Annotated in this window: 21 protein-coding genes and 2 pseudogenes; 13 read left to right on the top strand and 10 right to left on the bottom strand. The window is 53.6% G+C overall.

What is annotated here, in order from left to right; genetic code table 11:
- Nucleotides 1–291: 291 nt before the first annotated feature.
- Both ACAW63_RS24335 and ACAW63_RS24330 read right to left on the bottom strand, forming a co-directional pair.
- Nucleotides 292–837, bottom strand: coding sequence for a helix-turn-helix domain-containing protein (locus tag ACAW63_RS24335; protein ID WP_371229728.1), 546 nt, complete (start codon nt 835–837; stop codon nt 292–294).
- Between the two features lie 372 nt (nt 838–1,209).
- The gene (locus ACAW63_RS24330) at nt 1,210–1,962 is read right to left on the bottom strand and encodes an SDR family NAD(P)-dependent oxidoreductase (RefSeq protein WP_371229725.1); all 753 of its coding nucleotides are present in this window, start codon (nt 1,960–1,962) and stop codon (nt 1,210–1,212) included.
- Nucleotides 1,963–2,822: 860 nt separating this feature from the next.
- Here ACAW63_RS24330 and ACAW63_RS24325 point away from each other — a divergent pair.
- From ACAW63_RS24325 to ACAW63_RS24295, 7 genes are all read left to right on the top strand, one after another.
- The gene (locus ACAW63_RS24325) at nt 2,823–3,554 is read left to right on the top strand and encodes a gamma-glutamyl-gamma-aminobutyrate hydrolase family protein (protein WP_371229722.1); all 732 of its coding nucleotides are present in this window, start codon (nt 2,823–2,825) and stop codon (nt 3,552–3,554) included.
- A gap of 87 nt (nt 3,555–3,641) precedes the next feature.
- On the top strand, nt 3,642–4,682 hold the full coding sequence (locus ACAW63_RS24320) for a zinc-dependent alcohol dehydrogenase family protein (RefSeq protein ID WP_371229719.1): 1,041 nt from the start codon (nt 3,642–3,644) through the stop codon (nt 4,680–4,682).
- Between the two features lie 298 nt (nt 4,683–4,980).
- Nucleotides 4,981–6,288 carry an aspartate aminotransferase family protein gene (locus tag ACAW63_RS24315; protein WP_371229716.1) on the top strand — a complete coding sequence of 436 codons (1,308 nt, stop codon included), beginning with the start codon at nt 4,981–4,983 and terminating at the stop codon, nt 6,286–6,288.
- Between the two features lie 420 nt (nt 6,289–6,708).
- Entirely contained in the window at nt 6,709–7,722 is a 1,014-nt protein-coding gene (locus ACAW63_RS24310) for a cyclic GMP-AMP synthase DncV-like nucleotidyltransferase (protein ID WP_371229713.1), read from the top strand.
- A complete protein-coding gene (locus tag ACAW63_RS24305) occupies nt 7,719–9,452 on the top strand; it encodes a ThiF family adenylyltransferase (RefSeq protein ID WP_371229710.1) in 1,734 nt (577 codons plus the stop codon). Before ACAW63_RS24310 ends, ACAW63_RS24305 begins: the two co-directional genes overlap by 4 nt.
- Complete coding sequence (locus tag ACAW63_RS24300; protein ID WP_371229708.1) at nt 9,449–9,955, top strand: Mov34/MPN/PAD-1 family protein; 507 nt, start codon at nt 9,449–9,451, stop codon at nt 9,953–9,955. Before ACAW63_RS24305 ends, ACAW63_RS24300 begins: the two co-directional genes overlap by 4 nt.
- 346 nt (nt 9,956–10,301) lie before the next feature.
- A complete protein-coding gene (locus ACAW63_RS24295) occupies nt 10,302–11,105 on the top strand; it encodes an SAVED domain-containing protein (RefSeq protein ID WP_371229705.1) in 804 nt (267 codons plus the stop codon).
- 466 nt (nt 11,106–11,571) lie between these two features.
- Here the strand turns inward: ACAW63_RS24295 and ACAW63_RS24290 are convergent, their stop codons facing one another.
- Nucleotides 11,572–11,763 carry a hypothetical protein gene (locus ACAW63_RS24290; RefSeq protein ID WP_371229703.1) on the bottom strand — a complete coding sequence of 64 codons (192 nt, stop codon included), beginning with the start codon at nt 11,761–11,763 and terminating at the stop codon, nt 11,572–11,574.
- A gap of 521 nt (nt 11,764–12,284) precedes the next feature.
- Between ACAW63_RS24290 and ACAW63_RS24285 the strand changes: the two genes are divergently transcribed.
- From ACAW63_RS24285 to ACAW63_RS24275, 3 genes are all read left to right on the top strand, one after another.
- Nucleotides 12,285–12,746: a helix-turn-helix domain-containing protein gene (locus tag ACAW63_RS24285; RefSeq protein ID WP_371229701.1), complete on the top strand. Its 462-nt coding sequence runs from the start codon at nt 12,285–12,287 to the stop codon at nt 12,744–12,746.
- A gap of 82 nt (nt 12,747–12,828) precedes the next feature.
- Nucleotides 12,829–13,614 (top strand): hypothetical protein, encoded by a 786-nt coding sequence (locus ACAW63_RS24280; protein WP_371229698.1) that lies wholly within the window; start codon nt 12,829–12,831, stop codon nt 13,612–13,614.
- Between the two features lie 351 nt (nt 13,615–13,965).
- Nucleotides 13,966–14,787, top strand: a complete 822-nt coding sequence (locus ACAW63_RS24275) for a hypothetical protein (RefSeq protein WP_371229695.1) — start codon at nt 13,966–13,968, stop codon at nt 14,785–14,787.
- A gap of 346 nt (nt 14,788–15,133) precedes the next feature.
- Here the strand turns inward: ACAW63_RS24275 and ACAW63_RS24270 are convergent, their stop codons facing one another.
- Together ACAW63_RS24270 and ACAW63_RS24265 are read right to left on the bottom strand one after the other, a co-directional pair.
- Nucleotides 15,134–15,292 (bottom strand): hypothetical protein, encoded by a 159-nt coding sequence (locus ACAW63_RS24270; protein ID WP_371229692.1) that lies wholly within the window; start codon nt 15,290–15,292, stop codon nt 15,134–15,136.
- A gap of 315 nt (nt 15,293–15,607) precedes the next feature.
- Nucleotides 15,608–16,051, bottom strand: coding sequence for a hypothetical protein (locus ACAW63_RS24265; RefSeq protein ID WP_371229689.1), 444 nt, complete (start codon nt 16,049–16,051; stop codon nt 15,608–15,610).
- Between the two features lie 82 nt (nt 16,052–16,133).
- On the opposite strand from ACAW63_RS24265, the gene ACAW63_RS24260 reads away from it, so the two are divergent.
- Together ACAW63_RS24260 and ACAW63_RS24255 are read left to right on the top strand one after the other, a co-directional pair.
- Complete coding sequence (locus ACAW63_RS24260) at nt 16,134–16,415, top strand: helix-turn-helix domain-containing protein (RefSeq protein ID WP_371229686.1); 282 nt, start codon at nt 16,134–16,136, stop codon at nt 16,413–16,415.
- A gap of 452 nt (nt 16,416–16,867) precedes the next feature.
- Nucleotides 16,868–16,969, top strand: a pseudogene (locus ACAW63_RS24255) (transcriptional regulator); the annotation flags it as partial.
- A gap of 5 nt (nt 16,970–16,974) precedes the next feature.
- On the opposite strand, the gene ACAW63_RS24250 reads toward ACAW63_RS24255, so the two are convergent.
- The 4 genes from ACAW63_RS24250 to ACAW63_RS24235 all read right to left on the bottom strand — a co-directional run bounded on the left by ACAW63_RS24250 (nt 16,975) and on the right by ACAW63_RS24235 (nt 23,391).
- Nucleotides 16,975–18,246: a tyrosine-type recombinase/integrase gene (locus ACAW63_RS24250; RefSeq protein ID WP_371229684.1), complete on the bottom strand. Its 1,272-nt coding sequence runs from the start codon at nt 18,244–18,246 to the stop codon at nt 16,975–16,977.
- A gap of 151 nt (nt 18,247–18,397) precedes the next feature.
- The gene (locus tag ACAW63_RS24245) at nt 18,398–19,012 is read right to left on the bottom strand and encodes a hypothetical protein (protein WP_371229681.1); all 615 of its coding nucleotides are present in this window, start codon (nt 19,010–19,012) and stop codon (nt 18,398–18,400) included.
- 1 nt (nt 19,013) lies between these two features.
- Nucleotides 19,014–21,104 (bottom strand): integrase, encoded by a 2,091-nt coding sequence (locus ACAW63_RS24240; protein WP_371229678.1) that lies wholly within the window; start codon nt 21,102–21,104, stop codon nt 19,014–19,016.
- The gene (locus tag ACAW63_RS24235; RefSeq protein ID WP_371229675.1) at nt 21,082–23,391 is read right to left on the bottom strand and encodes a hypothetical protein; all 2,310 of its coding nucleotides are present in this window, start codon (nt 23,389–23,391) and stop codon (nt 21,082–21,084) included. The genes ACAW63_RS24240 and ACAW63_RS24235 overlap by 23 nt, the downstream gene beginning before the upstream one ends.
- Before the next feature lie 82 nt (nt 23,392–23,473).
- Between ACAW63_RS24235 and ACAW63_RS24230 the strand changes: the two genes are divergently transcribed.
- Nucleotides 23,474–23,767, top strand: a complete 294-nt coding sequence (locus tag ACAW63_RS24230) for a YggL family protein (protein WP_371229672.1) — start codon at nt 23,474–23,476, stop codon at nt 23,765–23,767.
- Between the two features lie 54 nt (nt 23,768–23,821).
- Here ACAW63_RS24230 and ACAW63_RS24225 read toward each other — a convergent pair.
- A pseudogene (locus tag ACAW63_RS24225) lies at nt 23,822–24,204 on the bottom strand (response regulator).
- Between the last annotated feature and the right edge of the window lie 31 nt (nt 24,205–24,235).

Raw genomic sequence — 24,235 nt, 5'->3', positions numbered from 1 at the left:
TCTACGAAACTAGGGGCGATTCCCCACGGCGTCACTCGACGCTAGGCTGTATCCGTCCGATGGAGGTCAAGCGGCGATCTTCGAGTAATCGCCCTCTACTATCTGTCCAATAATTCCGGGATAGACCATCTAGCGCTTTTAGAGCTTCCTGGTCCGTTTGGCGATCGGCGACAATTTGTAGGTGCAGGACTTGAGAGAATTGCGTGAGCAGAAAGCAGCGCCTTTGGACACACGAGGCGTGAGGAGGAAATGCTGGTACTCAGCTCAAATGGACGGAACACCCTGTGGTCGCTATATAACTGTGTTAACCATGAGAATGTTCACTGGGCCGTCTACTGCTACGTAGGCATGTGGCTGCTCTGAATCGAACAAAATACTGTCGCCTGCACCGAGCGTCACAGGGTCGTAATATGCGCTGAGCAGCTGTAGCTTACCCGAAACTACAAAGATGAACTCTTGTCCTGGATGCTGCCTCAACCCTCCGACTTCGTCGATGTTCGATGCTGTGACTGTCACGTTCCAGTACAAATTATGATCTTCTTTGAAGTCTGAACACAGGCTCTCAAGGTGCATGCCTGGCGTGTTCTGAGCGGCGCCGGAGTGCTTCCTCGTAATGGTTCGGCGCCCCGTCGCTTGGGGTTTGCCTGTGGAAAGAAATTTAGATGCGGGTACCTGCAGGATATCTGCGATCTTGAGGGCGACCGAAACTGTGAGCTTGGCTTTTCCGGTTTCAACCTTGGACAGCTGTGAAGCCGAAACGCCAAGCTCGCGGGCCAGCGACCTGAGGCTGATCCCCTTCAAAGTGCGCTGATTTCTGATTTCATTCTCAATAGACACGTTGAGGTGTTTCCTTTTGATGTGTTAAGCGAAAGGTATTGGTACCTTACGTATGGCCTTATAGCACAGTGTGTCTATTTTGAACACGTCGTTGTCTTTTTTTGACGATTTTTGCCTTTTTGGCTCTACCGGTGAGCCTCGGGGGGCATTCGCCCGCAGTAAGAGCTAGTGTCTCCTAGGCTGCAAAAATGCCTGATTTGATTTCGGCGCTCTTGTCAGGCGGTTCACTGCGGCGCCTCGTGCAGCGGGTGACCTAGAGTGTCAATGTGTTTCTTTTCGAGGATTAACGATCTCTCGCTGCAATAGTAGGGCGGTGGGTCTTAATTTTTTGAAGGGAAAACCCCGGCAGGAGGCGCCGGGGTTTTTGATTGCTCAGTATTTGAGCATCAGACCACCGTCGACGATAAGGTCGGTACCGGTGATGTAGGAGGCTGCGTCGGAGAGCAGGAACATGGCGGCATTTGCCATGTCGTCAGCAGCGCCTACACGCCCAATTGGAACGTAGTTACCGGCATTCTTGACCTTGTCCGCGGTATCCCAGCGTGCCTGCATGGGGGTTTGGGTGATACCGGGATAAATGGTGTTGGAGCGGATACCTTCAGCGGCGAGCTGCATCGCGATCGACTTTGAGATCGCGGGGATGCCAGCTTTCGATGCCGCATAGGCGTCCTGCGGCGCGGTGTCACCACGCAGGCACTGGACGGTGGAGAAGTGCACCATCGAGCCGCCACCCGATTTCCGCATGTAGGGGACTGCTGCGCGAATGGTGTGGACCAGGGATTTCAGGTCGATATCCATGACCTGATCCCAAACGTCAAGGTCGATGTCGAGCAACGACACGTCCTTACCGAACCAGAGTACACCGGCAATGTTGGCCAGGTAGTCGATACGACCAAACTTGGTGAAGGCGGCACCCACCGCTTCGTTTACGAAGCGCACGTCAGTCAGGTCCCCCTGTGCGTAGATGACCTTGTCGCTTGCTTCCAGCTCTGCCGGCTTTCCCTTCACGTCGATCGCTAGCACGGACGCACCGGCTTCGAGCATTTTCAGGGAAAGCGCCAGGCCCATGCCGCCGCCGGCACCGGTGATGACGGCTACGCGACCAGTGAAGTCATATTTGATCATGTGAACTCCCGCTTGCTTGTTGTTTTGAACTTATGCACCTGAAGTAGTGCGTGCTGTCTCTTTGGGCTCTATGTATCCAAAAAGGAAACATGTGTATTTATATGGTACGATTTGTCTCGTGTCAACACGGGTGGGTTCCTTGAGATTTCCTTGGGTGGCTTCGATCAGGAATCGCAGTCGATGCCTGCAAGCAGCTGAGATGCAGGACCAGTAGCAACGCAGTCTCTGCGTCTCCTTGTGATAGAGGGCGCTTCAGTTCCATGGGCGTTTCTGGTGCGTAAGGCCGTCGCTTAGGGGGGCGCGAACCCCGAAATGCGCCATCTCTTTGTAGTGGAAGGGAGTGAACAGATCGTTCGCTGATCTAGACGAATTTCCTTGGTGGGGCGCTTAAACCGCTGCATCAGGGGGGGCTGATGATCTGGGAGGCTTAGATCAGGCATCAGCAAAGCTGGCGCTTGATGAAGGGGATGCGTGAGATGCCATGAAGAGACACCTCGCCACCGGGTTAGGTACGGGCCATCGCGTGAGGTCCGGTGAGCGGTCTGCGAATGTTTCGCAGATGCGAATATGCACAGGGCGCAGAGGAGGCTCATACCCACCGCCACCGAAGGCCGATTCATGTTGTTTCCGCTAGTGACGGAGACTCCGACCTTCATGCCTTCCTGGGTGCGGTCGCCTTCCAGTCCAATTGTGATTTCTTTTTGGAAACCGTGTTGCCTTTTTGGAAAATAGGGATTTAAATGGAAACGTTGGTTAGGGTTCGATCAACCTACCTCACAAGCTAGGTCTGACCAACAGAATGCAGAAAAATACAAACGACAAATGGGAGCGCCCCACAAATGCCAAGGCCAGTTGTTGCCATGCCCGCCTGCATTCGTGAGTTGGAGAATACGGCTTGGCACTGCGCGCAAACTCAATATGTTCGCGCAGTGACCAATGTCGCCAACCTCATGACCCTCATCGTTCCTGCGCTCGCAGAGGGCAATGATGCCGATGCACTGCTCGATAGAGTCGACGGGCTCATCGTGAGCGGGTCGGCAACAAATGTTCATCCGTCGCTCTATGGCGAAGCGGCAGAAGAGATTGACGGACCGTTTGATCGGGCACGCGATGCAACCAGCATCCCTCTTATCCGCGCTGCCATCGAGCGCGGGATGCCGCTGCTTGCAATTTGCCGGGGCATACAAGAACTGAACGTCGCGCTAGGCGGGACGCTCGGTAGAGACATTCACGAAAATTTGGGCATTTTCGACCATAGACCGCCGGAAGGTTCTCGCGACGAGCGATTCGCCATTCGCCACTCGATCTCCATCGAGGAGGGCAGCTGCATCGCAGGAGTGCTAGGCGCCAATAAAGCGATGGTCAATTCGCTGCACCGTCAGGCAATTGAGCGCCTGGCTCCCGGCCTTATCGTCGAGGCTAGAGCCGAAGATGGCACGATTGAGGCCGTTTCAGTCAGAGGGGCACGTGGCTTTGCCTTGGGCGTCCAGTGGCACCCCGAATATTGGGCAGAAACTGACGGCTCCTCGCAGAAGCTGCTCGAGGCATTCGGAGATGCAGTGCGTCGCTATCAGGAATCAAAAGCTGACTGACGCTTTTGCTGTCGTGCAGATAACGCGCCCCAATCGCCAAAGCAACACAAGGCTCAACCTCATCCACATGCTTCAGGAATAAGAACAATGCGCGCCGCCGTCTATGAGTCATTCAAGGGCAACATTACCGTTCAAACCGTGCCGGATCCGGAAGTTTATGAATTCGGCGCTGTCATTGAGGTCAAGGCGAGCGGCGTCTGCCGAAGCGATTGGCACGGTTGGGTTGGACACGACACTGACATCGTGCTTCCGCATGTTCCCGGCCATGAGTTCGCGGGAGTTGTCGCGGCCGTTGGACGGGGCGTAACGAAGTGGAAAGTGGGTGATCGCGTCACCATGCCCTTCATGGGCGTTTGCGGATCATGCGGGGAGTGCTCGTCGGGTAACGAGCAAATGTGCGATCACCAGTTCCAGCCTGGCTTTAAACACTGGGGCTCGTTTGCGCAATATGTTGCTATCGATATGGCAGATCGTAATCTGGTGGCGTTGCCGGAGGCCGTCGCCTTCACAACAGCCGCTGGGCTGGGCTGCCGCTTCGCCACTTCCTTCCGCGCCATGGCCTTCCAAGCACGGATCGAGCCTGGCCAGTGGGTCGCCGTGCACGGCTGCGGCGGGGTTGGCCTATCGGCGATCATGATTGCTGAGGCGTTGGGCGCCAACACAATTGCGATCGACATTGCGGATGACAAGCTGGAGTTGGCTCGAGCGCTCGGCGCCGCCCGGACAATCAACGCCAGGCAGGTCGACAATGTACCAAGTGCAATTGCTGACTTGACCGGCGGCGGCGCACATGTGTCGGTCGATGCGCTGGGTAGCGTTGTGACTTGCAGAAACTCTATTGAAAGTCTTGCGAAGAGAGGGAAGCATCTTCAGATCGGTCTGCTGGCCGGCGATCAGGCGTTGCCGGCCATTCCCATGGGGCGCGTCGTGCTCAAAGAGCTCCAGCTCCTGGGAAGCTATGGCCTGCAGCCACACAAATACGGTGACATGCTGGCCATGATCGAGGCCGGTAAGTTGAAGCCGGAAAAATTGATTGGGCGGACCATTACTCTGGAAGAAGCAGCGGCTGTTTTGCCGAGGATGGATAGCTTCCAAGAGCGAGGGGTTGCGATCATTGATCGCTTTTAAAGCCGCTTAGTGCATAACGCGATTGGCTATTCACGTTGTGGGGACTTCCCCTATGCACGAACCGGAGCAGGGAAGGACCAAATGAATTCGGTTTCCGATCGTGCCTACTTATCGATTAGCCACAGAGCTGATCAAGTAAGGGGCAGGCGGTTGCGGTAGGTGTCAATCTGGATTGGAGCGCCGATCAGCTTGTGCCGGTTTTCCATAGCGCGATGGGTCGCTAATGGTAAACAGACTCAGTATATCGTTTGCTGATCTGCGGTATGGTCGTTCAATTTTAATGCGTACTCAATAAACTATGACAGCACTGATCTCCTCCTCTAATTATCCACTTCCGGTCGTTCACCACGCTCGCGGAGTTTTCATCTATGACGAATTCGGCAAAGGCTACATAGATGGATCAGGCGGGGCAATGACGGTCTCGATCGGCCATGGTGTGCCGGAAGTTCTGGCAGCCATGAATCGCCAGGCGAAGCAAGTTTGTTTCACCTATCGGACACATTTTACAAGCGCCGCCGCAGAAGAGTTGGCGGCGGAAATAGTCGCGCTGGCGCCTGGCGATTTGAACAAGGTCTTCTTCGTTAATAGCGGATCCGAAGCCACTGAGCTCTCCATGCGAACTGCCATTCAGTACTGGCGGGAGCGGGGCGAACCTACGAAGACAAAAATTCTGGGCCGAGCCATAAGCTATCACGGCATGACGATGGGCTCGTTATCAATGTCAGGGCACGCTGCACGCCGCGGGGACTACTCCAATCTGCTCCATCAATTTGCCGTTGCGCCACCGCCATACGCCTATCGCTTCGAGGTACCAGATGATGGCTCGTTTGGTGCCTCGGTCTGGGAGAGGGTCATTCAGGAGCAGGGTGCGGACACAATTGCAGCCGTGATCGTAGAGCCCGTTGTAGGCGCAGCTGGGGGCGCATTGACGCCACCGATTGGATACCTCAGAAAGCTACGTGAAATTTGCGATCGGCACAGTATCTTGCTCATCGCTGACGAAGTGATCACAGGTATGGGGCGTACAGGCAAGTGGTTCGGGTGCGAGCACGATGGGATTGTTCCTGACATCATCGCAACCGGGAAGGGCATGAGCTCCGGCTACACGCCAATGGGTGGAGTGATAATTCGCGACGGCATTGTGGACGTGTTAGGTGAGAGGGTTAAGCTGTTCGGACACACTTTCAGCGCCAATCCGCTGAGTGCCGCGACTTGCTTGGCTGTGATCCGATACATGAAGGAGCGAGCGATCCTTGACAATGTTGCAGCACGGTCAGTCCAGCTTGAATCTGGGTTGAAGGAGCTTTCGGATAGTTATCCTTGGATGGCCGACGTACGCGGTCGCGGCCTTCTTTGGGGCTTTGAGTTCGTCAAGGACACTGCTACGAAGGAGCCGATTGATGCGGCTCGGCAACCGAACATGCGCTTCACGCAGCACTGCTTCGACGCGGGTCTTATTGTTTACCCGGCCGGCATCGCGCCGCTCAATAACTCGGCACTCCTCGCTCCGCCCCTTGTCATCTCGGCCCGCGAAACTGAAGAACTGCTGTACCGCTTGGAAATCGGTCTGAAGAGATTTGGTAAAGAAATGGGCCTCCCAGTATAGGGTGATCCACCGCCGGTAACGCTCAGGGAAGGCATCGTTGCGGAGATCTTCCATGCGCCGCATTGCTTATTGTGCATCGTCAAGGATGGCTTCTACCGATTGCGCGGCGTCAGAAAATCCGTTGCCGTCAGACATGGCCAAAATGCGCAAGCTGCTCGCGCAGAATCGAGTGGACTCGTTCTTGGGCATTTGAGGTCGTCAGTGAGCTCGATGTCAGTGTCGTAGGCGTTCAGCTAGCGGACTTTGCTTCAGTTAGGAGCTAGCGCCATTGGTGGGATCACCTTCCGCCAGTATTTCCCGCAGCCGTGTCCGCTCCCTTTCCCCCGGGCAGCGCACCGGTTTTTTGCGCTTCCAGCACGACCACACCATACGAGACGCTATTGTCCAAGGAAGCCACAAATCACCGATTCAGGAGAGCACATGCCGTCAGTGCAAAAACAGTTCGAAGATTTTCACAGCGCCATCTGTTTCGACGAGAACGATGAGAAGGCAACCCTTCGCGAGAAGCGGAATACCATCGTTAAGGCGCTATGTGAGAAGCTTGGGAACGATGTGCCTGCATTTGCTAACTTCAATCAAGGCAGTTACTCCATGCACACCGGTGTGGTGCCGCTGGATGGCAACTTCGATATTGACGTTGGCCTTATCTTCGACTGCACAACGGATAAGTACCCAGACCCTGTGACACTGAAGAAGAAAGTGCGCGATGCGGTGAACTCAAACTTCCGCACCGTGGCCATCCGCCGGCCGTGTGTGACTGTGAACTACTTGAGCGGTGGCGAAATTGCATACCACGTCGACTTGGCCATCTACACCAAGGGCGATGACGGCAAGCTCTATTTAGCCAAGGGCAAAGAGAATTCTGCCGAAGAACACCGCTTTTGGGAGGTGTCCGACCCGAAGGAGCTGACCAAACTTGTCTGCGGTGCGTTCGAGGACCCCAACAAGTTGGCCCAGTACCGCCGCTGCATCCGCTACCTTAAACGCTGGCGGCATGTTCAGCTCCAAGGCACTGGCGCACCGCTTAGTATCGCCCTCACCGTGGCTGCACTTTACTGGTTTAAGCCAAACTTTGGCACGTCCGGAAAGCCGGTCGACTTGCTGGCGATGCTGGATTGGGTCAATGCGATTCTCGGCCAATTCACCTTCGAATTTATCCACGACGATGGCCCGCATCAGCGCCTGAAGGTCCTCTTGCCAGTTGAGCCATATTCCGACCTGATGGCCATGCGAACCGCCACTCAGATGAAGAATTTCAAGGAGAAACTCGAAGCGCTGCGCGATGCCCTGCAAAAGGCTTACGCCGAGGATCTGCCAGAAGACGCCTGCAAACTATTGAAAAAGCAGTTCGGCGACGACTTCAAGGTACCCGAGAAATCCGACACGGCCAGGACGGTTTCGGCCGCAGTAATCAGCACCGGCAACTCCGCATGACGGATTCCGCCGTCGAGGCGACTGCCCCCACGAAGGTCGATGCCGCGTTCGAGGCTGTCATGACTGTTTGTGGCTTGCGTGGCATTGCGGTTGTTCGCCTAGACGGCCCTACACCGAATTGTCTGGGGGTTGAACTCACAGGCAATTCGCGCACTTGGCCTGTATTCGTCGATTGCAACGAGGAGAGGTTGCGCCTGCCTATGGTTTGGACTCGGCCCCCGGAGGAGCCGCTGGCCCACGTCAGCTATAACGGCATGGTGTGCATCGACGACGGCCAGGGACTCTCACTCGACCCTAGCCGTCACGCCGATATCGTTGCGTACACAGTCCTCAAAGCTTATGACCTGCTCGAAAACTCTGCCGCGGATGCAGCCACGGGCCACATGGAGTTCTTCAACGAGCTCGAGGGGTACTGGCTGAACCTGCCGAACTCACTGCGCTCTCGCGCCTACTTCGAGGTCGACGGCAACTCGCGTATGGTCAAGGGGTTCGTGAATTCGAAGCATGGCAAGCCGAAGTGGTACTTCGTGGAGCGAGACGCTGAGCTTCCCTGGGAAGTCCACAGCAACAAGCTCGCGGGGCAGAGAGCCTTGTACGTTCACATCGACGCGCTGGCATTGCCGCCTGCGCGACCGGATGTGCTGACGACCACGTTCATCGAGGATGTTCATCAGAGCTTGTCGCCCGACCAACTGAAGCTATGGAGCGAGTTGTTTGGTCCGTCCAAGAACTCACCCAAACAGCTGGCCCTGCTGGTGTCGGTGCCTCGCCAAGCCGGAGGTCGCTCGCTGGTTGGCGTTGCCTTTGGTGCGCACCGCGGGGTAGTTGACAAGAAGTGGCCGGTCACCCCGTTGACCATGCGCCGCCATACTCCTCGCTATATGCGCGAGCGTGGCGGCGCGTCTCTAGACCTAATCGAGAAACATGTGGTCGTGCTGGGGGCGGGGGCTATCGGCGGTGTCGTAGTCGATACTCTGGCAGCAGCAGGAGTGGGCAAGATCACGGTGGTAGACCACGATGAGTATTCGGAAGACAACGTCTTTCGGCACATTCTAGAGCCCCTGTACGTCGACATTGGCAAGCCGACTGGGCTCCGACTAGCGCTGGAGCGACGTTACCCCGGCCTAAACATCACTCCGGTTTGCGCTACAGCCCAAGAGTGGCTCAAAACTGCTGATATCAGCAAATATGACGGTGTCGTGATTGCCTTCGGAGCGCCGTCCATTGAGCGCTCGTTCTCGCGCGTCCTCAAGGACAAGCAGTTTGACTTACCTATTGTCTTTACTTGGCTGGAAGCCCTAGACCTGGGTGGGCACTCGGTGCTGATGTGGACTAAGGGTGAAGGGTGTCTCGACTGCGCCTATCGCGACGATGAGGGCCAACGATGCTTGGCGTCGCGCACGTCCTTTCTGGAACCAGACCAGCCCGTCACCCGGAGTCTCACAGGCTGTGCCGGCGCATTCGTCCCGTTCGGCCCCATCCAGGCCAGGCGCACGGGGTTGCTGGCGGCTGAACATGTCATTTCAGCGATGACTACGGTGGCCGCTGGCAGCCAGGAACGGGCCCCTTCCTATCGGTTCTGGGTAGGAGAAGGTCGGGCGGCTAACCAGCATGGTCTACGCACAACGCCTTGGTTCATGGCAGCACGAACAACTCTCCCCGAAGATGCAACGCGGCAAGTGTTCGGTCGCGCGTGCCGCCACTGCCGTGTATCTGTGGAGTCGACATGAGGTTGGTTTATCGTGTCACGCCGACTCAGCGGCTCATCATCGTCGAACACGCATTGCGGCAGATGCAAGCGTTCGCACAGCACCGCTGGTGGCACTGCGAGGCCGGAGGCGTCCTACTAGGTCGCCACCTACTGGACTCACGTGATGTGGTTGTCGACGAGGTGTCCACGCCCCAAGGCAGCGATCGGCGCAGCAGGTTCAGTTTCTTTCGATCGTCAACTCACGAGTACATCGCGCACCAGCGTTGGCTAGATAAGGGGCACACGTCCGCCTACCTCGGGCTGTGGCACACACACCCTGAACTCGACCCGACACCCAGTAGTATCGACCGGCGAGACTGGCAGCAGGCCGTGTCCGGAGACACATTTGAAGGCGATCGTCTGTTTTTCCCCATCATTGGCACACGCAGAATCCGCATTTGGACACTGAGTCGCCGAGGTACGTTTCGAGAGCTGAAACTGGAGAAGAAAATTGGCAACGAAGAATACAAGGACGTCGACTAAGGTGACGGCAAACGCGCCTGCTCAAACGAAAGAAACTCGAACTCAGGATCGCGCTCGCATTCCCGTCGATGTGCGGCGTGACCTCTGGGTAGCGGCTGCGGGTCGCTGCGAATTCCGAGGCTGCTGCAAGCCTGTGGGGCGCGACTTCTTGACCAAGGAAAGAGCCTTCACGGGAGAGCATGCGCACATCATTGCGGACAGTCCTGGAGGTGCTCGGGGCGTCAAAGGCGAGTCGGAGCGCTTAGCCAAAGACGTCAACAACCTAATGCTAGCTTGCTATGATTGCCACTCTCGTATCGACCGGCACGGGAGGCAAAACAGGTTTACCGCGCCGCAGCTCCAAGCCATGAAGCGTGAACATGAAGCTCGTATTCAACGCATCTACTCCGCCACGGGGGTAGTGGAGAGCTTGCCACTGCTGATGACGTTCCCCATTGGGCCACATGTGCCCAACATTGACGTGGAGCAGATTCACTTTGCGATGCTGGAGAACAGCGACTACAAGCTGTTTCCCCAGGGCAGCCATATCCACATCAACCGTAGCGACTTCGACTTCCAAGACAACGACCCGAACTTCTGGCCTCGTGCGCAGAAAGCGCTGACCGACCACTACGACCGGCGCATTCAGCCCGAGCTCGTCGAACGTAACGGTAATGCGCACTTAACCATTGCCGGCTTTGCGCCGATACCGATGCTGATGAAGCTCGGCGCATTGATTGGCGACAAGAACCGAGCCAATGTCATGGACCTTCCCAATGATGGCTGGCTATGGGACAAGCGCGATACATGCCCTGAACCCAGCTACACCTACGACGTCCCCAAAATACTGCCACGCGAGGTGTCGGTGGTCGTCAGTATTTCGGGGCAGGTCACACCTCCTGTCGGCCGTGAGGTCATTGAGTTTCGCGCTGCATTGCCAAACCGCGGCATCATCCGCAAGGAGTCGCACCTGCAGCACTTCCGCCGTGAGTTCGATGGCTTCCTTCAGCGACTGACAGGAGCAGGAGCTCGTGTGGTGCACGTCTACCCCGCGACACCGTTATCAGCGAGTATTGAGATAGGTCGGATGTTGCTGCCTAAAACGTTCGAGGAAATTCATGTGTGGGAATGGCAGGCCCCCGAATGGAAGCAAGCATTACAGTTAAAGTAGGTAAACCAGTGATATGACTGCTACCCGAACCGTGGCTTGCTCGTCTCTTACTTGAGATTGAGCGGTTGACGCAGCAGCTCGCATCGGGGCTGTGGCTCTTAGAGAGGAAGTTCGCTACTCGTGACCAAGTGCACACGTATTGCGGAGCTGACTGATGCCTTGGTGGCTGCTCTGGTGGATTAATTCCGAGAATGTATCCTTAGTATCCAATGCTTTTTGGACTAAGAATTGGAGTTCGAGTAATGTATCTCCAAGAGTGCGCATGAGCCTCCCCGCTCTCTAAATCCTGATGAGGTCCGCGTAGCACCTACTGCGGTCAGTTCGTAAAGGGCAAAAAACAGGGCGACCAGGCAGCGGTTGGTCTCTTTTCCGGATGCTTAACAATACGTCTAAGCCCCCGCTAATGCGGGGTTTTGCGTATTGGTTCACTTTAACCCGCGCTGTTCATTTTGGAGTTGCTCAGAACTCAATCGAGGTTATGAGCAATATGCAGGACAAGCTTCAAGGGCTCGGCGCTCGCCGCAATGCTAAACAGGATGTCGCGCTTGCTGCGAGGTAGTTGCTTGGCGCAGCGTTTCGCAGTGGCTTTGATAGCACTGTCGGTGCCATGGATTTTGGCTGCAAGCAGAAGCGCAAGGACAGCGTCCTGAAGGTTCATTTTGAAACGAGCTCCGCATGGGGAACGGCACGATTCTGTGTCAGTCGAAAATGCTTAGTGTGACGCACACTAGCCAATTCCCCAAGCAACGTCGCGGTTGTCTTTTTTCCAGATACGTTGGCCACTGCCACGAGGTTTTTAATGAGAACAGACGAAGATCTGGAGCGCCAGATGCGTGAGGCCCTAGGTGTTCAGCCCAGAAAGGCGAAAAAGTCAGTCGAAGCTAGCAATCCGATGCGAGGGTATCTAATTGTCTTAAGCGTCCGCCGTCAGGATGGGCTCGCATTTCGGTATGAGTTTCGGTCGCGGTCACTGAGCAGAACCGAGGCAATCCTTGAAGCGGAGAAAAGCGCCCGAGCCGATGGTTACAGGCCTTGGGTGTTGTTGGATGTCGTCGATGCATAGCGATGCGAATAGGGTGAAGTCCCGCCCACTACGCGCTGTTGTTGAGTTTTTCGTTTATTTCGAATAAAAGGGCGGGCGCGGCAGAGCACCGCCTGCCGATATCGACGGAGATATCCATGCCTAAATCTGCGGCTATACCTGCAGCATTGCCTACCGAGACGGAGGTTGCTGCGGCTGCTGACGCGCTTCGTGCTCTAGAGCCTTTGCTCTCGGCAGAGAATGTCTTGGACATGCAGCTGGTTTCCCTTACGGGGGGGCATCGACCTATATCAGTACCAACTCTGGCTCTGCGCCTGCTTGCAGATGTGATGAATGAGATCGCATCTGGCAACGCGGTTAAGGTTGTTCCTATTCATGCCCAATTGACGACCCAGGAAGCGGCGGACCTGCTCAATGTTTCCAGGCCGCATCTGGTGAAGCTATTGGAGGCGGGCGTCATCCCACATACCAGGGCTGGGCGCCACCGACGAGTGAAACTCGCGGATCTGATTGCCTTCAAGCAGGCTCGTGAGAAGTCCAGTCAAGCTGCTATGGACCAGTTGGCAGCAGAGGCGCAGACGTTGGGGCTGGGATACTGATGACCCGTTTACCTGGGGGCTAGTGGCAGTGACGACTGATGTCGACCCGCTTCATTTCTGTCGGGCTGAGCTCGCTGGCCAAATGGTCTTCATTCTTGAGCATCGTCTTCAGCCTGCCTTGAGAATCTTCGCTCCAGAGCAGAAGGGCAAAACGACTTTCCTTCAGCAGGATTTCATTCCCCTCGCAAGACAGCACGGCTTCCTGGTGGCTGAGGCGGACTTGCTGACCGACCCGGATAGTCCCGAGCGGGCTATCGCTACAGCTCTCCAAGAGGCTGTTCACGATGAGCAGAGCCGGAGGCCACATCTGGTGCTCTTACGAGGCTTGGGCCTCATAGTGAGAAGGGCTAAAGCGATCTTGAGTGCTTGTCGTGGCCGGTCGCCATTCGCGTCGGGCGAAAGCTGCGACATCAAGGCGTTGCTTGAGCAGTTCCGTCAGGCCGGAAAGGGCAGAGCTTTGCTCGTCATTGAGGCTGCTGAACACCTGACAACCCGGTCCGCATTCGAGAGGTTCACGGCTAAATTTAGAGCGCTCCTGCAGGCTCCGGTAAGTGGAGTGCAAGTCGTATTCACCGGAGCATCACAGCGAGGCCAGGCTTACCTGTTTCGACGCCACGATGCACCTTTCTACCAGTACGGGTTTGAAATGGATTTCCCAAGCCTTGGGATGGAATTTGCCTGCCACTTGGGAGATAGGTTCGAGGAGACCACCGGGAAAGAGTGGGATGTCGACTTAGCCTACCGTCTCTTTGTGATGCATGGAGAAATGCCAGGGTTCCTGAGATCTCTATACGCAATTTCGCTCTCTAGGGACATCGGAGTGGAGGAGGCTGCTGACATCGTACTGGCAGTTCATCCAAATTCATAGTGAATGTGAAGGGACGTTACGGAGTGTTTCTAAAAGTGGGTCTCAGCATTGATTTCTTGCTAAGCCGTTCCACTGCTATGCACCAAGAATATTCAACGAGGACTATCGGAAAGGAGTGTGAGGCAAAAAAACGGAGATAGCTAAAAATAACTTCAGCAAGGGTGGGTGTCAGATCCGAGCTTTCTCTGGAAGTTGGCGTTTATATCATTGATATTTCGATGAGGGATGGATTTTCGCGTGAGCTGTATGTCGATAGATTAATAAATTCAGAAGGGAAATTGGCAGCGTTTAACTGTCTCGCATGAAATGGTACTTTTCTCAGGTGTGATGAAGTACCTAGGGGAGAAAGTCTTGGATTTATCTATAGGTATTGGTGGGGTTGTAAAGAAGGTTTTTGGTGGATTAATTGAGTTCATGGATAAAATACTTTTTTACAAAGCCTACAGTCTTTCAACGCTGTACAGTGGCTACAGAGAAATTTTCGTCTGGAAACCCAGTGAGCTAGGAGGCGAGCTTGAGTTCAGGGTGCTATGGCGACGCTACTACTATAAAAGAAAACTAGTTAGCCCAATGATATGGGTGAAGGCCCGAAAGGGTCATGCCTTTGAAAAGGTTGTTTTGTTAGTAAAAGGCGAAGCTGAGAAAATCGAGTATCAAGATCTGGTTACCTTGTTTGATCTTTCAGAAAAGCCTGTGCAGACGGCATTGGGAAGCTTGCCTTTTCGAGATATACGATTTGATGGTAGGTTTGTTGAGACTCCTTATCGCGGAATTAAAATTCAGCTTCTAGAAGGTTTGCGCGCTGATGGTTCCAGCATTGACTGCTCCTATGGACATACCAGGTATGTGACTCCCTCTGATCGCTTAGAGGTGCACTTAGGAAGAGAAAAAGGCGACATTGAACGATGGGGTGAGATCTTCAATCTCGAATTTATTGAGATGCAGATTCGCGCCGAGCAGGATAGGTTGATTGGGGGGAGGTATGGGCGCAGCAAGTTTTCCTATAGATCTAGGGAGATGATCTTTCAGTATCGATTCTTGGTTAAACTTGTTTTTTGGCTGAAAAATATTGTTTTTGCTAGACAAATTGAGAAGGCTCTGGAAGTTTATTTTTCTCGACAGAAAGCCCTTGATGAGGTGGAAGACAAAGCAGCGGAGGCGATAGATGAGTGAGCTTCCCGTGGATTAGGAGTGTGGTCCACCCCTATCGCCAGCCGCCCCACTGTGGAACCATGGCGCAGACCATAACCCCCACGCCTCGGGCGGGCCCGTATTGTGCACCAGGGGGGCTGGTGCGTGATCGTCCTTCTACGCCGCCACAGGCGCTCCCGAACGAAGGCGGCATATGTCCAAGCCTCTTGCGTAGCGGCCGAAAGCGCTCGGAGGGGTAGTTCCCAATGAAGTGCGGCAGGGCAGGTCGCTCTCTATGGGGCAATTGCCTTGGACAGTGTGTGATTCTGACTGGAGGCAGCGCGGCCACCGCCCCCAAGCAGTTCTCATCCGCGGCGAATCTTACTCCCTAGAAAATAATGGGCGTGATTTCCAGCTCGTGGCCGGGTTCCCACCATTCGGGGAACACCTCGTCGAGCACATCGTGCTCACGTTGGTCTTGAGTCCACTCCTTGGCAAGGCTGAACACAGTCTCCATTCTCTCCAGTTTGTCAGCATCATCGGACATCTGCAGACCTCAGCTCTCGGTGTGTCGGACGACGTCGGCGACTTGGTCATGCCACTCGGCATGGAAGGGTATGGAAGGCCACTGCGGGGGGCTCCTCGAGGTCCGTGACAGCGCTCGGTGGGGCATTATCACAGTCGTACTTATTGCTGGTAACGCTGGGTTTAGCGACTTTTTGCACCATTGTGCAGCCCCCGGGCGCGCTGTACAGGTAGTTGAGATGGTTGCCTGGGGTAGGCTGGACACAAAGATTGACACTGTAGGTCGAGACGGCGCTGCTCAGATTCTCAGCTCGCTAAAGCTCATGAGCGCGCTGTTTCAGTCCAGAATTGGGTTTCTGAAAACCTGCCTTTTCTTCACCCCCTTCTTGTTGATGATAGATTCATCTCCCCAAACGTATCGCTTGCCGCCCTGCACCTGATACGTAAACGTGAGTCCCCTCGAGGTCTCATAGCGGTCGAGAGTATCCAGGGGCTCCATTAGCCATCTGCCTGCCTGATTCATGTGATTAGGGGTAACTAGCAGAATCATCCCGACTCTAATCTGTTCTCCTTGTTCGGCAAGCAATGACTCCAGAAGATCCTCGTCGGTCAGCATAAGCATTGGCCGTCTCGTGAACCCGTCCTTGTCCGACTGATCCACTTCTTCTGCCGCAACGTAAAACCATGGGCGATGGATGCTGTGCTCTACAAATCGCCAGCAAGGCGTCTCACCGAACAGCCCAAAGTTCTCGATTTCAGCCTGGAGGGGGGTAAGGAACATAAAAAAACTCCAAAAATACTATATATAGTATAGAGCAATTCGGTCCCAAGCGGCTTTATCGTTCCTTTTGCGAGCATTAAAAATGCAATCGGAACTGAAGCGAGCTCTAGGGGCGGCTATTCGAGCCTATAGGCTCCAACGACAAATTCCCCAGGAAAGCCTTGGCCCCAGCCAGTCCTACATCAGCAACCTGGAGAACGGTAGATGGAGTGCCACACTGGAGAAAGTCGATCGCATGGCCGGCGCACTAGGAGTCCACCCAGTGAGCATCATCCTTGCTGGATATCTCGCCCTTGAAGAGAACTTTGACACCGACGCCATTCTGGCTCGAATTCGGGAAGAGCTGCGGGAGATCGGACGCTAGTTGGCGTAGTGTCCACATCCCTATAGGCTTTGGGTACAGAGGCCCTTGAGTACGACTTGCTCCTTGCACCCCATCACTGCTCTTGGCACACCTGCTTCTGGCAGTTGATCGGAGAAGGGGCGGGCGCCAAGCTTAACGAGGGCGGGGGAAAGCCCTTAGTCGGGCTCGTAATGGCGCGACTATTGTTTCCGGCTGCAATGAGATTCTCGACGACGATCTCGACCCGCCAAACATCCGAGCGAAGCGTGAGTACAAGTGCATCCTTGACGAGGTTGATTGCCGGCTCGTCTGTCTGGGTGACTTCAAGGATGAAGCTGTTGAAGTTCACACTGCGGAGGCGGGCGAAGGTCAAACGGGCCGTTGTGGCGCAGCCCTGGCTGGGGCGACTACGACCTCGGTTTGTGGCGCCCATTAGTCCCCCGGGCTAGAAATGGGAAGTGATTGAGTGCTTCGAGCTTGGCGAGGTGAACATCACGGTCGAGAAGCTATACCGTATTGCCAGCGTGCTGGCGCGCGAGCCAACCACTCTTCTGCCTACAACGACAGAGCTGTAGACCAGCTAATCGATGCTGGAGCCTGATGTTGCGGCAGTCTTAATGTCACGATCCATGGCCGCTGTGAGGGCCTCCTCGCGTTCAATGTACTCTTCCTTATTGATTTTTCCGGTCTTGAAAGCCTGAAGAAGATGCTTTCTCCGACGTTCGTAGAGTTCATAGCGCCGAGCGATTTCAACGTTGTGGATGACTTGTTCGAATTTGGACTTAACCCTAAAAGCGGCGTCGACATAGTCGAGCAAGCTTTCCAACGTTGCATGGCCGCTCATGGACATCGCTCGCTCTGCCAACATCTTATTGGTCATCAGAGTTTGTCTAAATGAGTCGGGGCTGAGCGCCTGTGTTTCAGCAATAAGGTTGGCGACAATGTTGGTACAAAATGCATGTCTAAAAAGGTGCGCACAAGCTTGTTCCTCTATGCCTGTTGCGCGTCGAATTAATGAAAACTCGGTCGTCAGGGTGTCTATTCCTAAGGGACGTCCGCCTCTCTCAGTAACGAAAAGGAAACCATGATCTGGAGTGCCCCTAAATCGTTTCATGATTTCGCGGCGGTCGACTCGAATGTATCTCAATAGATCCTCAATCAGTGGAGAACTCAGCGGTAGGTCGCGCGTCAAGCCAATCCCGCCTCGCTTTAGCGTGGTGATGGGGATTGTTGGATTTTTCAACTTGCTAGCAGTCAGTGCCTGAGAGACAGTAATAAGCTGAATTTCGCTCCGTCGAGCACCGAGCTCCTCGAACAAAGAAATCATCAAGTGCCGACGATTGCATAGAAATTCTGAGTTGGAAATCTCATCAACCGCCTCACGCAATTTTGTGATAGTCGCCTGACCAATAGGCTTGCGAGTCTTTTTAGCGCTGGCAGTCCTGAAAGATCTGTGGTGAACACTGGATCGTTTGAAGGATTTTCCGTTCCGGTAAAAAATCGAGTCAACCATTTGGATGGAAATGGTTCCGCCAATGCCGACGAAGTTATTTATTCGGTTAATTTCGCCAACGTGTGATAGGAAGCTCAAGCATCTTCTGCCAATGCTGGTAATTGTGCGCTCGTTTCTCTTAAGTTGTCTAGTATTGTTGGGGGTGGACTCCGTGCGGAGCCCATCAATAAACTCACAGAAATCGTCGTCAGAAAGAGCGATGAAGTTTAGTTTGTTGTAGTAGCAGAATCTGATCAAATGACTAATCTGACCCGCATACTCTCCAAACGTGCCACCTTTGCTACCTAACCTTGACGGCCCGTTCCCTCCTCGGCCGGACTGCATACGGATTTTGATCATGTAAGAATTTGCTTGCAGACAGGGAGAGCCATCCGGCCATTTCATGAAGGGCATGTTGCTGCCGTCAAGCGTTTGGATCGTGTCATATGTTAAATAGTCGTAGAGTCTTAGCTTCGGGATGGGGGTAAACAGCTGAGACGATTCAGGATACCTAACGAATCTTTTTTTCATTTGGCACCAGTTGCAAATGTTTTCTCATGGACGAAATAGCCATATCGTCGAAGGGCGGCGGATTCAAGCTTAATATATTGATCATTCGATTGATTGCGTCGTTAATTCTTTTTTGTCGCAGCCCGGTGTTGGCAGTGTCGGATATCGTGATCAGATCCCTTCGGTTAACCTCTAATGCCTGTATCAGTACCATGTTAACTGCATGGAGTGTAGCGACGGAGGCCTTAAGTTCCTCAATCTGATCTTTCATCGCGGAACGGGCTGTCTTCTTTGGAGCGATCAACTCTTCACTAAGTTTTTTCATCGCCATCTGTGCTTGTAATCGCAGTCTGTTGAAGCGCTGAAAGTTTGTATCAGAGTGATTGTCGGAGAGTCTCTTTTTGAGGGTGTTAAGGCTTATCGGTCGTATCGCGATCTGTTTGTTCAATATGAAGAGGTCAAGGTTTAGTGCGCAGATGCCCCCTTGGCTCTTTAGTGCGTTCAGAATCTGTGCGTTGTTGATATAATTTCCAGGGGAGCGCTCTATATCTTCAAGTAATTCAAGTATATTTATTATGGAGTTATTTATAAGCTGATGCTTGGGTGAAGTGCTCATTTTATTCTCGGGTGACAATGAATAGAATTTTCATCGATTTGCCGCTTTCGTCGTTAAAGAATTGCGGTTCAATCCGGGCTTTTCCTTCTTCAAGAATAGCTGAAAGGTAATCTTCTATTTTTTGCTCGTCGACCAAGGAGAATTTAGTAGTGCCGAACTCCGCGAATAGTAGTTCCTGCAGATTCTGGTAATTTTCCAACCGTTCGTGTTTGGCGAGGTCAGCGAAATAGCGGGCAGCCGCTCCCCTGAGATATTTGGACTCCAGGCACTCGGTTAGGTAGTGCCAAACGTGTTCGAGATCGCGGTGGCCAAGCATCCAGCGAAGGGTATCTAACTCGCCGAAGCTGTTGGTATAGAAGAACATAATCGCGAAAAAACGGCGCAACTGGTGTTGGCGTACGTAGTAACGCTCCCCGTCAGCAGTGACATCGCTTTCGAAGTAATCACAGGCGAAATTCAGATTGCGGTTATAGACGTGCCGCGAACAGTCCTGCAATCCTCTGTACCCTAGGGAGCATGGAGTTGCGAACAGGCTGGTCAGGTCGTCAATTACATGAAGTCGCTTGAGTATCTTTTGAAAGCGGCGCAGTTCCTCAATCATTTCGACAGCAATGGCGTCGATGGGCCTAGACTCGCGCTGCCGAATCCCTAATGCGTTACGTGTGGATTTGGCTAGATTGAAGACGAGCCATGATTTGCTTTTGTCCAAGCATCTCGCGGCGTCCAGTGTGATCAATTCGTCAATGCGCCGAGCCATGATCATCCCGACGACTAATTGAACGCTGCCAATATAGACGTTCACCAACTCAAGCAACCCATGGTTGGCGCGCAGGTGTTGGTAGTATTGCTCCCGGCTACCTTTTCGAGGCGATATTGTTTTCACTCTTAGATGACTGGAAAGTCCTAACTTTTTGACGCCAAAGCTGACAAGCTCCGGCCCGATGATCCTCAAAAAGTCCGCTTCGGGTAGTCGGATGATTGTGAGATTCTGACTGCGGCAATACGCTGCTACCCTGATGAAGCCGTTTAGGATATTCCTCCCATGTTTGACATGGAACTCCATACTGCAACGGAATAACCTCAACAGGTTGCCCGATGGCACGCTTCTGTACCTCGACGACTCGTTGAGCGTCGGAGTGTACTCTGTGAGGGTGTTGGCATCTGCGGGGGCGGGTAGCCCTAAGGTATTGAGTGCTGCGCTATTCACGAGCGCGTAGCGAAAGTCAAAGTACGCGGTTTTCGTAAGGTTCTCGGATTCACCTGTGGTAACTCTGACCCCAGGGTACTCGCGCTTGTAGTTAATTTCGCGTGGATAGAAACTTAGAACTTCCAGCGCTGACTTCGCTGTTTTCCGTCCGAAAATCGTGTCCGGGTAAACTTTTTCAGAAAGCACTTTTGTATTTACTTTGAAGCCATGGTGGCTGTTCCCGTAATACACCTTGGCCTTCATGAGAGCGGCACGAATCCTTGGGATCTCAGTCACGGTGATAGCGAGCGTAAGACTCTCGCATTCCTCATCATTGACCTCCAGCATACTTGGATATTTGGCAAGGATTTCTTCAGCCTCGCTGTCACTGAGATTGCTCAACTGAGTGTTACAGAAAGTGGATGCACGTTTATGCCATGCATAAACGGATTCTTCAAATCTTGGGGAAGAGGCCAGATTGTTGAGTATTTTTTTTAAATCATCAGAGCTCAAGGCGCCAAGGCCAAACTGGATTAGGTCAAGACTTTGAGCGTGGATCAGCAGGTAGTCAATTAGTTTTAAAATGTGTATCAGGCGCGTGTTATGGGAATGTGGGGCGAGCGTCGCAAACTCTTCGTTGACTCCAATTGTGGAGATTATTAGTAGGTGCTTCAGCGACCGGAGTAGTGTGTCATTCTGATCATCAGTCAATAGGCTGCCATCCCACAGAGGAACTTCCCAATCAAGTTCGTATGGATTTTTATGGTTGATCTGAACTGCCCAGCGGTTCTCATGGAAGTCACTGTGCAGCCAAGGTGCGGAGGTATGAGGCGCTAGATTTGTGATCCCGAAATCATCGAGGAACTCGTATCCAGTTATAGATTTACTTCCAGTGCCCGGGGACATAGATCAATGACTCCATTTTTTTTGCGTCGATCAGTTTTATCGCAGCATTCAGATGTTTTTTAAGCAGACGGCTATAGCCGCTCGTGATTTCTGCCTTAATTTTGTCTGCAAAAGACGCCCAATATTCTGCTTTACCGCATACGCGAGCCCGATCGGTGGAGGCCGTGACGGCTGCTTCGAGCGAGAGCAGAGAAGCCAGGAACGGCACGCCGATAGAGAGCACAGCTTCACTGATCTCGGTGATTGCCCACTGTTCTGTGCGTTCAGGATCGGAAGCTTGGGATGGGATTTCTTTGATTCGGTGGCTATCCAAAAAGCTATCCAGTTCATCCATAGTGTTGAATCGGGTCACCCGAAGGAGGTGAGGACTATCCTTCATGGCTTCACAGATGAGTGCCTTCTGAAAGATTCGGATCCACCGAGCTTTGATAAATGCCATTAGTGCGTCCGGGAGGTAGTGGCTGAGCAGGTCTGGGTAGTAGTGTGTATGACCAAGGGCCTTAGACATGGCCTCACTACTTTTTGTCTGAATAAAAACCTCAACTGCTCTGGAGGCTCGGATATTCGTTAATCGAACCCGTTTGATGAGTTCGAATAACTCGTTAGACGGCAGGTCGCTGTGGGGTCTAAATTGCGCGATCAATTTCTCGCGAAGGTTGTCGACATGATTAAGGGTGGTGTTGTTCCAGACGGTTACACTGGCCTGCCGAAAATGGGTGATATTTTGGCCTGATGTGATAAATAGGTAACGATAACTGTCATTCCCTTGAGCGCGAAGCTTTCTCCGTCCAACGCTGGTGATCTCGATGATGTCCTTCACTATTTCGAATGATGTGTCATTGAGTTCAATGACCTGCTCTCGCTCACTTGGTTTTTTGCGGTTTTTGTATCCAGTGAGCAGACGCCTCTCCTCATCAAACCCCGACAATTGACCTTGCTGGTTGTAAAGCTCGAAGTTCTTTATAAAGCTCGTCGTTATTTCAGGATGCTCCAGCACTAACAAGCACTGCAGAGGGAACAGCTGTCCTGCCATGGGGAGTCCGTAAATATTGGCAAGGTCTAGAGACTTGCAAGGTTCGCCGGTTACTCGACTGTAGACTTTGCAAAGGAAACTTGATGGCACCTTGGTGTCGGCGGCTTCAAGTGTCGCGCAGACGTCAGCCAGGGTGTACCGATTCGCGGCACGTTTACCTGTGTACTCGATGATCGGCTTACCTTTCTGAGCCAGCGACACGCGATGGGTTTGTCGGTATTTTAGGTTTTCGGCCTGATGGGTTGCCCAACTACGAACCGTGGCAAGGTGGTTTTTGATATGGAAGAACAGGACATCTACAGCTTCCGAGTCAGTTACGTGAAGGGGAATGCTAGTGAGGAGTTTCTCTTGGATAAGCAGTCCGTCTTCGCGCTCTTTCAATTTTGTTTCAGATCCATGTTTGTTTGACGAAGGTGGCCGTTTGATCGGAGAGGTAATATTTGCCCATGCCCCTGTTTTGCATAGACACTCTTCAACAGATTTTATAAAGCGATTCCAGGCTTTTATTTTTGAACTTGCGTCTTGCCGGGTTTCTTTTGCCTTGGTGAAGTGGGCTACAGTAAAGTCGAGCATGAAGCTTTTCACACCAGCTTCGGTTTTGAAGGTGCTCAGGGGCCACAGGGTGTGGTGCTCACCGAGATAGTCGAACATGTGATTCCATTCGGGTCGAAATTCGTTATTTCGGCCTCGATAGTACTTAGTAATCTCCGCGTAGATGATCTCTACAAACGCCCGCCCATAAGGGGCTACGAGCTGAGCTAGTCGTAGGTACATACTCGGTTGACGCGGGAATATGATTGACCAGCCTTTCCAGTACCAACGTTTGTAATTACTAGTCGAGGAGATCTTTGCGCATACGGCTGCGTCGGGTTTGAACAGGGAGATGTTCCATGAGAAAGCGTGAGCGTCGGGGAGTAGCGTTTGTGCCGTAGTGAGCGCCTGATAAAGATTGCGACAATATGCTTCGCTCACTCCTCCCGAATGCTCCACCAGAGCCTGGCCTGCCATCGCGGCGGAGAAGCTCTGCATAATTGCCTCGATGGCGGGGCTTCTGAGCGTGTCCATGGTTATTCGCAGAGCGGCAATATCGCAATAGGCCTCCAGCAGCCGCACGGGAACACGGATGGTGTAGTTATTCTTGCCGACGGCTCGTTGATGGAGGGAAGCCCCTTGGATAATCAGATTCGCCACTTCTGGGTCGATTGCAGCGAATGGGTGAAAGCGGATGGCCCGGGTGTCTTTGATAATTGTCATTTTTATTGAGTTGCTCTGAGCGTCTGAATGGCCCATTCCAAGGGGGTTTAGGAAAGAATGACAAAGGGTGATAAATAGTCAAATGCAAGAGTTGGGATTCGAATTGAGCTTCCAATACAAGGAGGGGCTGGATGAAGCCGCTGTCGCGGCGTTCATGAAGCGCTTCGCGGCCGATGCGGTGGAGCCCAACGACATGGTGTATGGCGGCTGTGACGAATACGGCTTCATCTGCCTGGCGCACCGGGGATCGGTCAGTGAAGAGCAGCGCGCCACAGTCGACGGTTGGCTCAAGCAGCAGCCGGAACTGGCCGGCTATACGGCGGGGCCTTTGATGGACGCCTGGTATCCGGATCAGCCCGTCAACGTCAAGGTGTAGTAATGGTGTGCCCGAGATGCATGCGCTGCTGAAGGTGGCAGTGCATCTGGGGCGTCATGTGCGTTTCTGGGGCAGGGTTTGCAGCCGCGTCTGCTGGTCCAGGGGGTTGGACAGGCAGACAAGGAGGGGAGGACCGCAGCCTTTGAGGTTTTGTTCCAGCCTCTCTAGTCCGTCTTCCTCCTTGCAACTGAACAGTATCGCTTGCCGTATGCCGCCACTTCGCCAAGCAGCTCCACGCCGTTGGTGGCCGGGAGATTGATGTCGCACAGCCGCGGGTCGATGGGCTTTCCGCGCCGTTGGCAGGCCTTCCGGGCTTCCTCGGCGTCCAGCGCGGGGGTCAGGCAGAAGAAACCCGTGCGGTTGAGATGCACCTGCATGGCGATCAGCTGAAAGGGATGATCCTCGACGACCAGAATGGCGAGCTCAGGGGCATGCATGACGATTTCTCCTGGCGGTGAGCCTTATGGG

The sequence above is a fragment of the Pseudomonas sp. QE6 genome (genome assembly GCF_041379005.1).
Taxonomy (GTDB): domain Bacteria; phylum Pseudomonadota; class Gammaproteobacteria; order Pseudomonadales; family Pseudomonadaceae; genus Pseudomonas.
The sequence above is the reverse complement of the archived record's forward strand: the minus strand, read 5'-3'. Positions and strand labels throughout refer to the sequence as shown.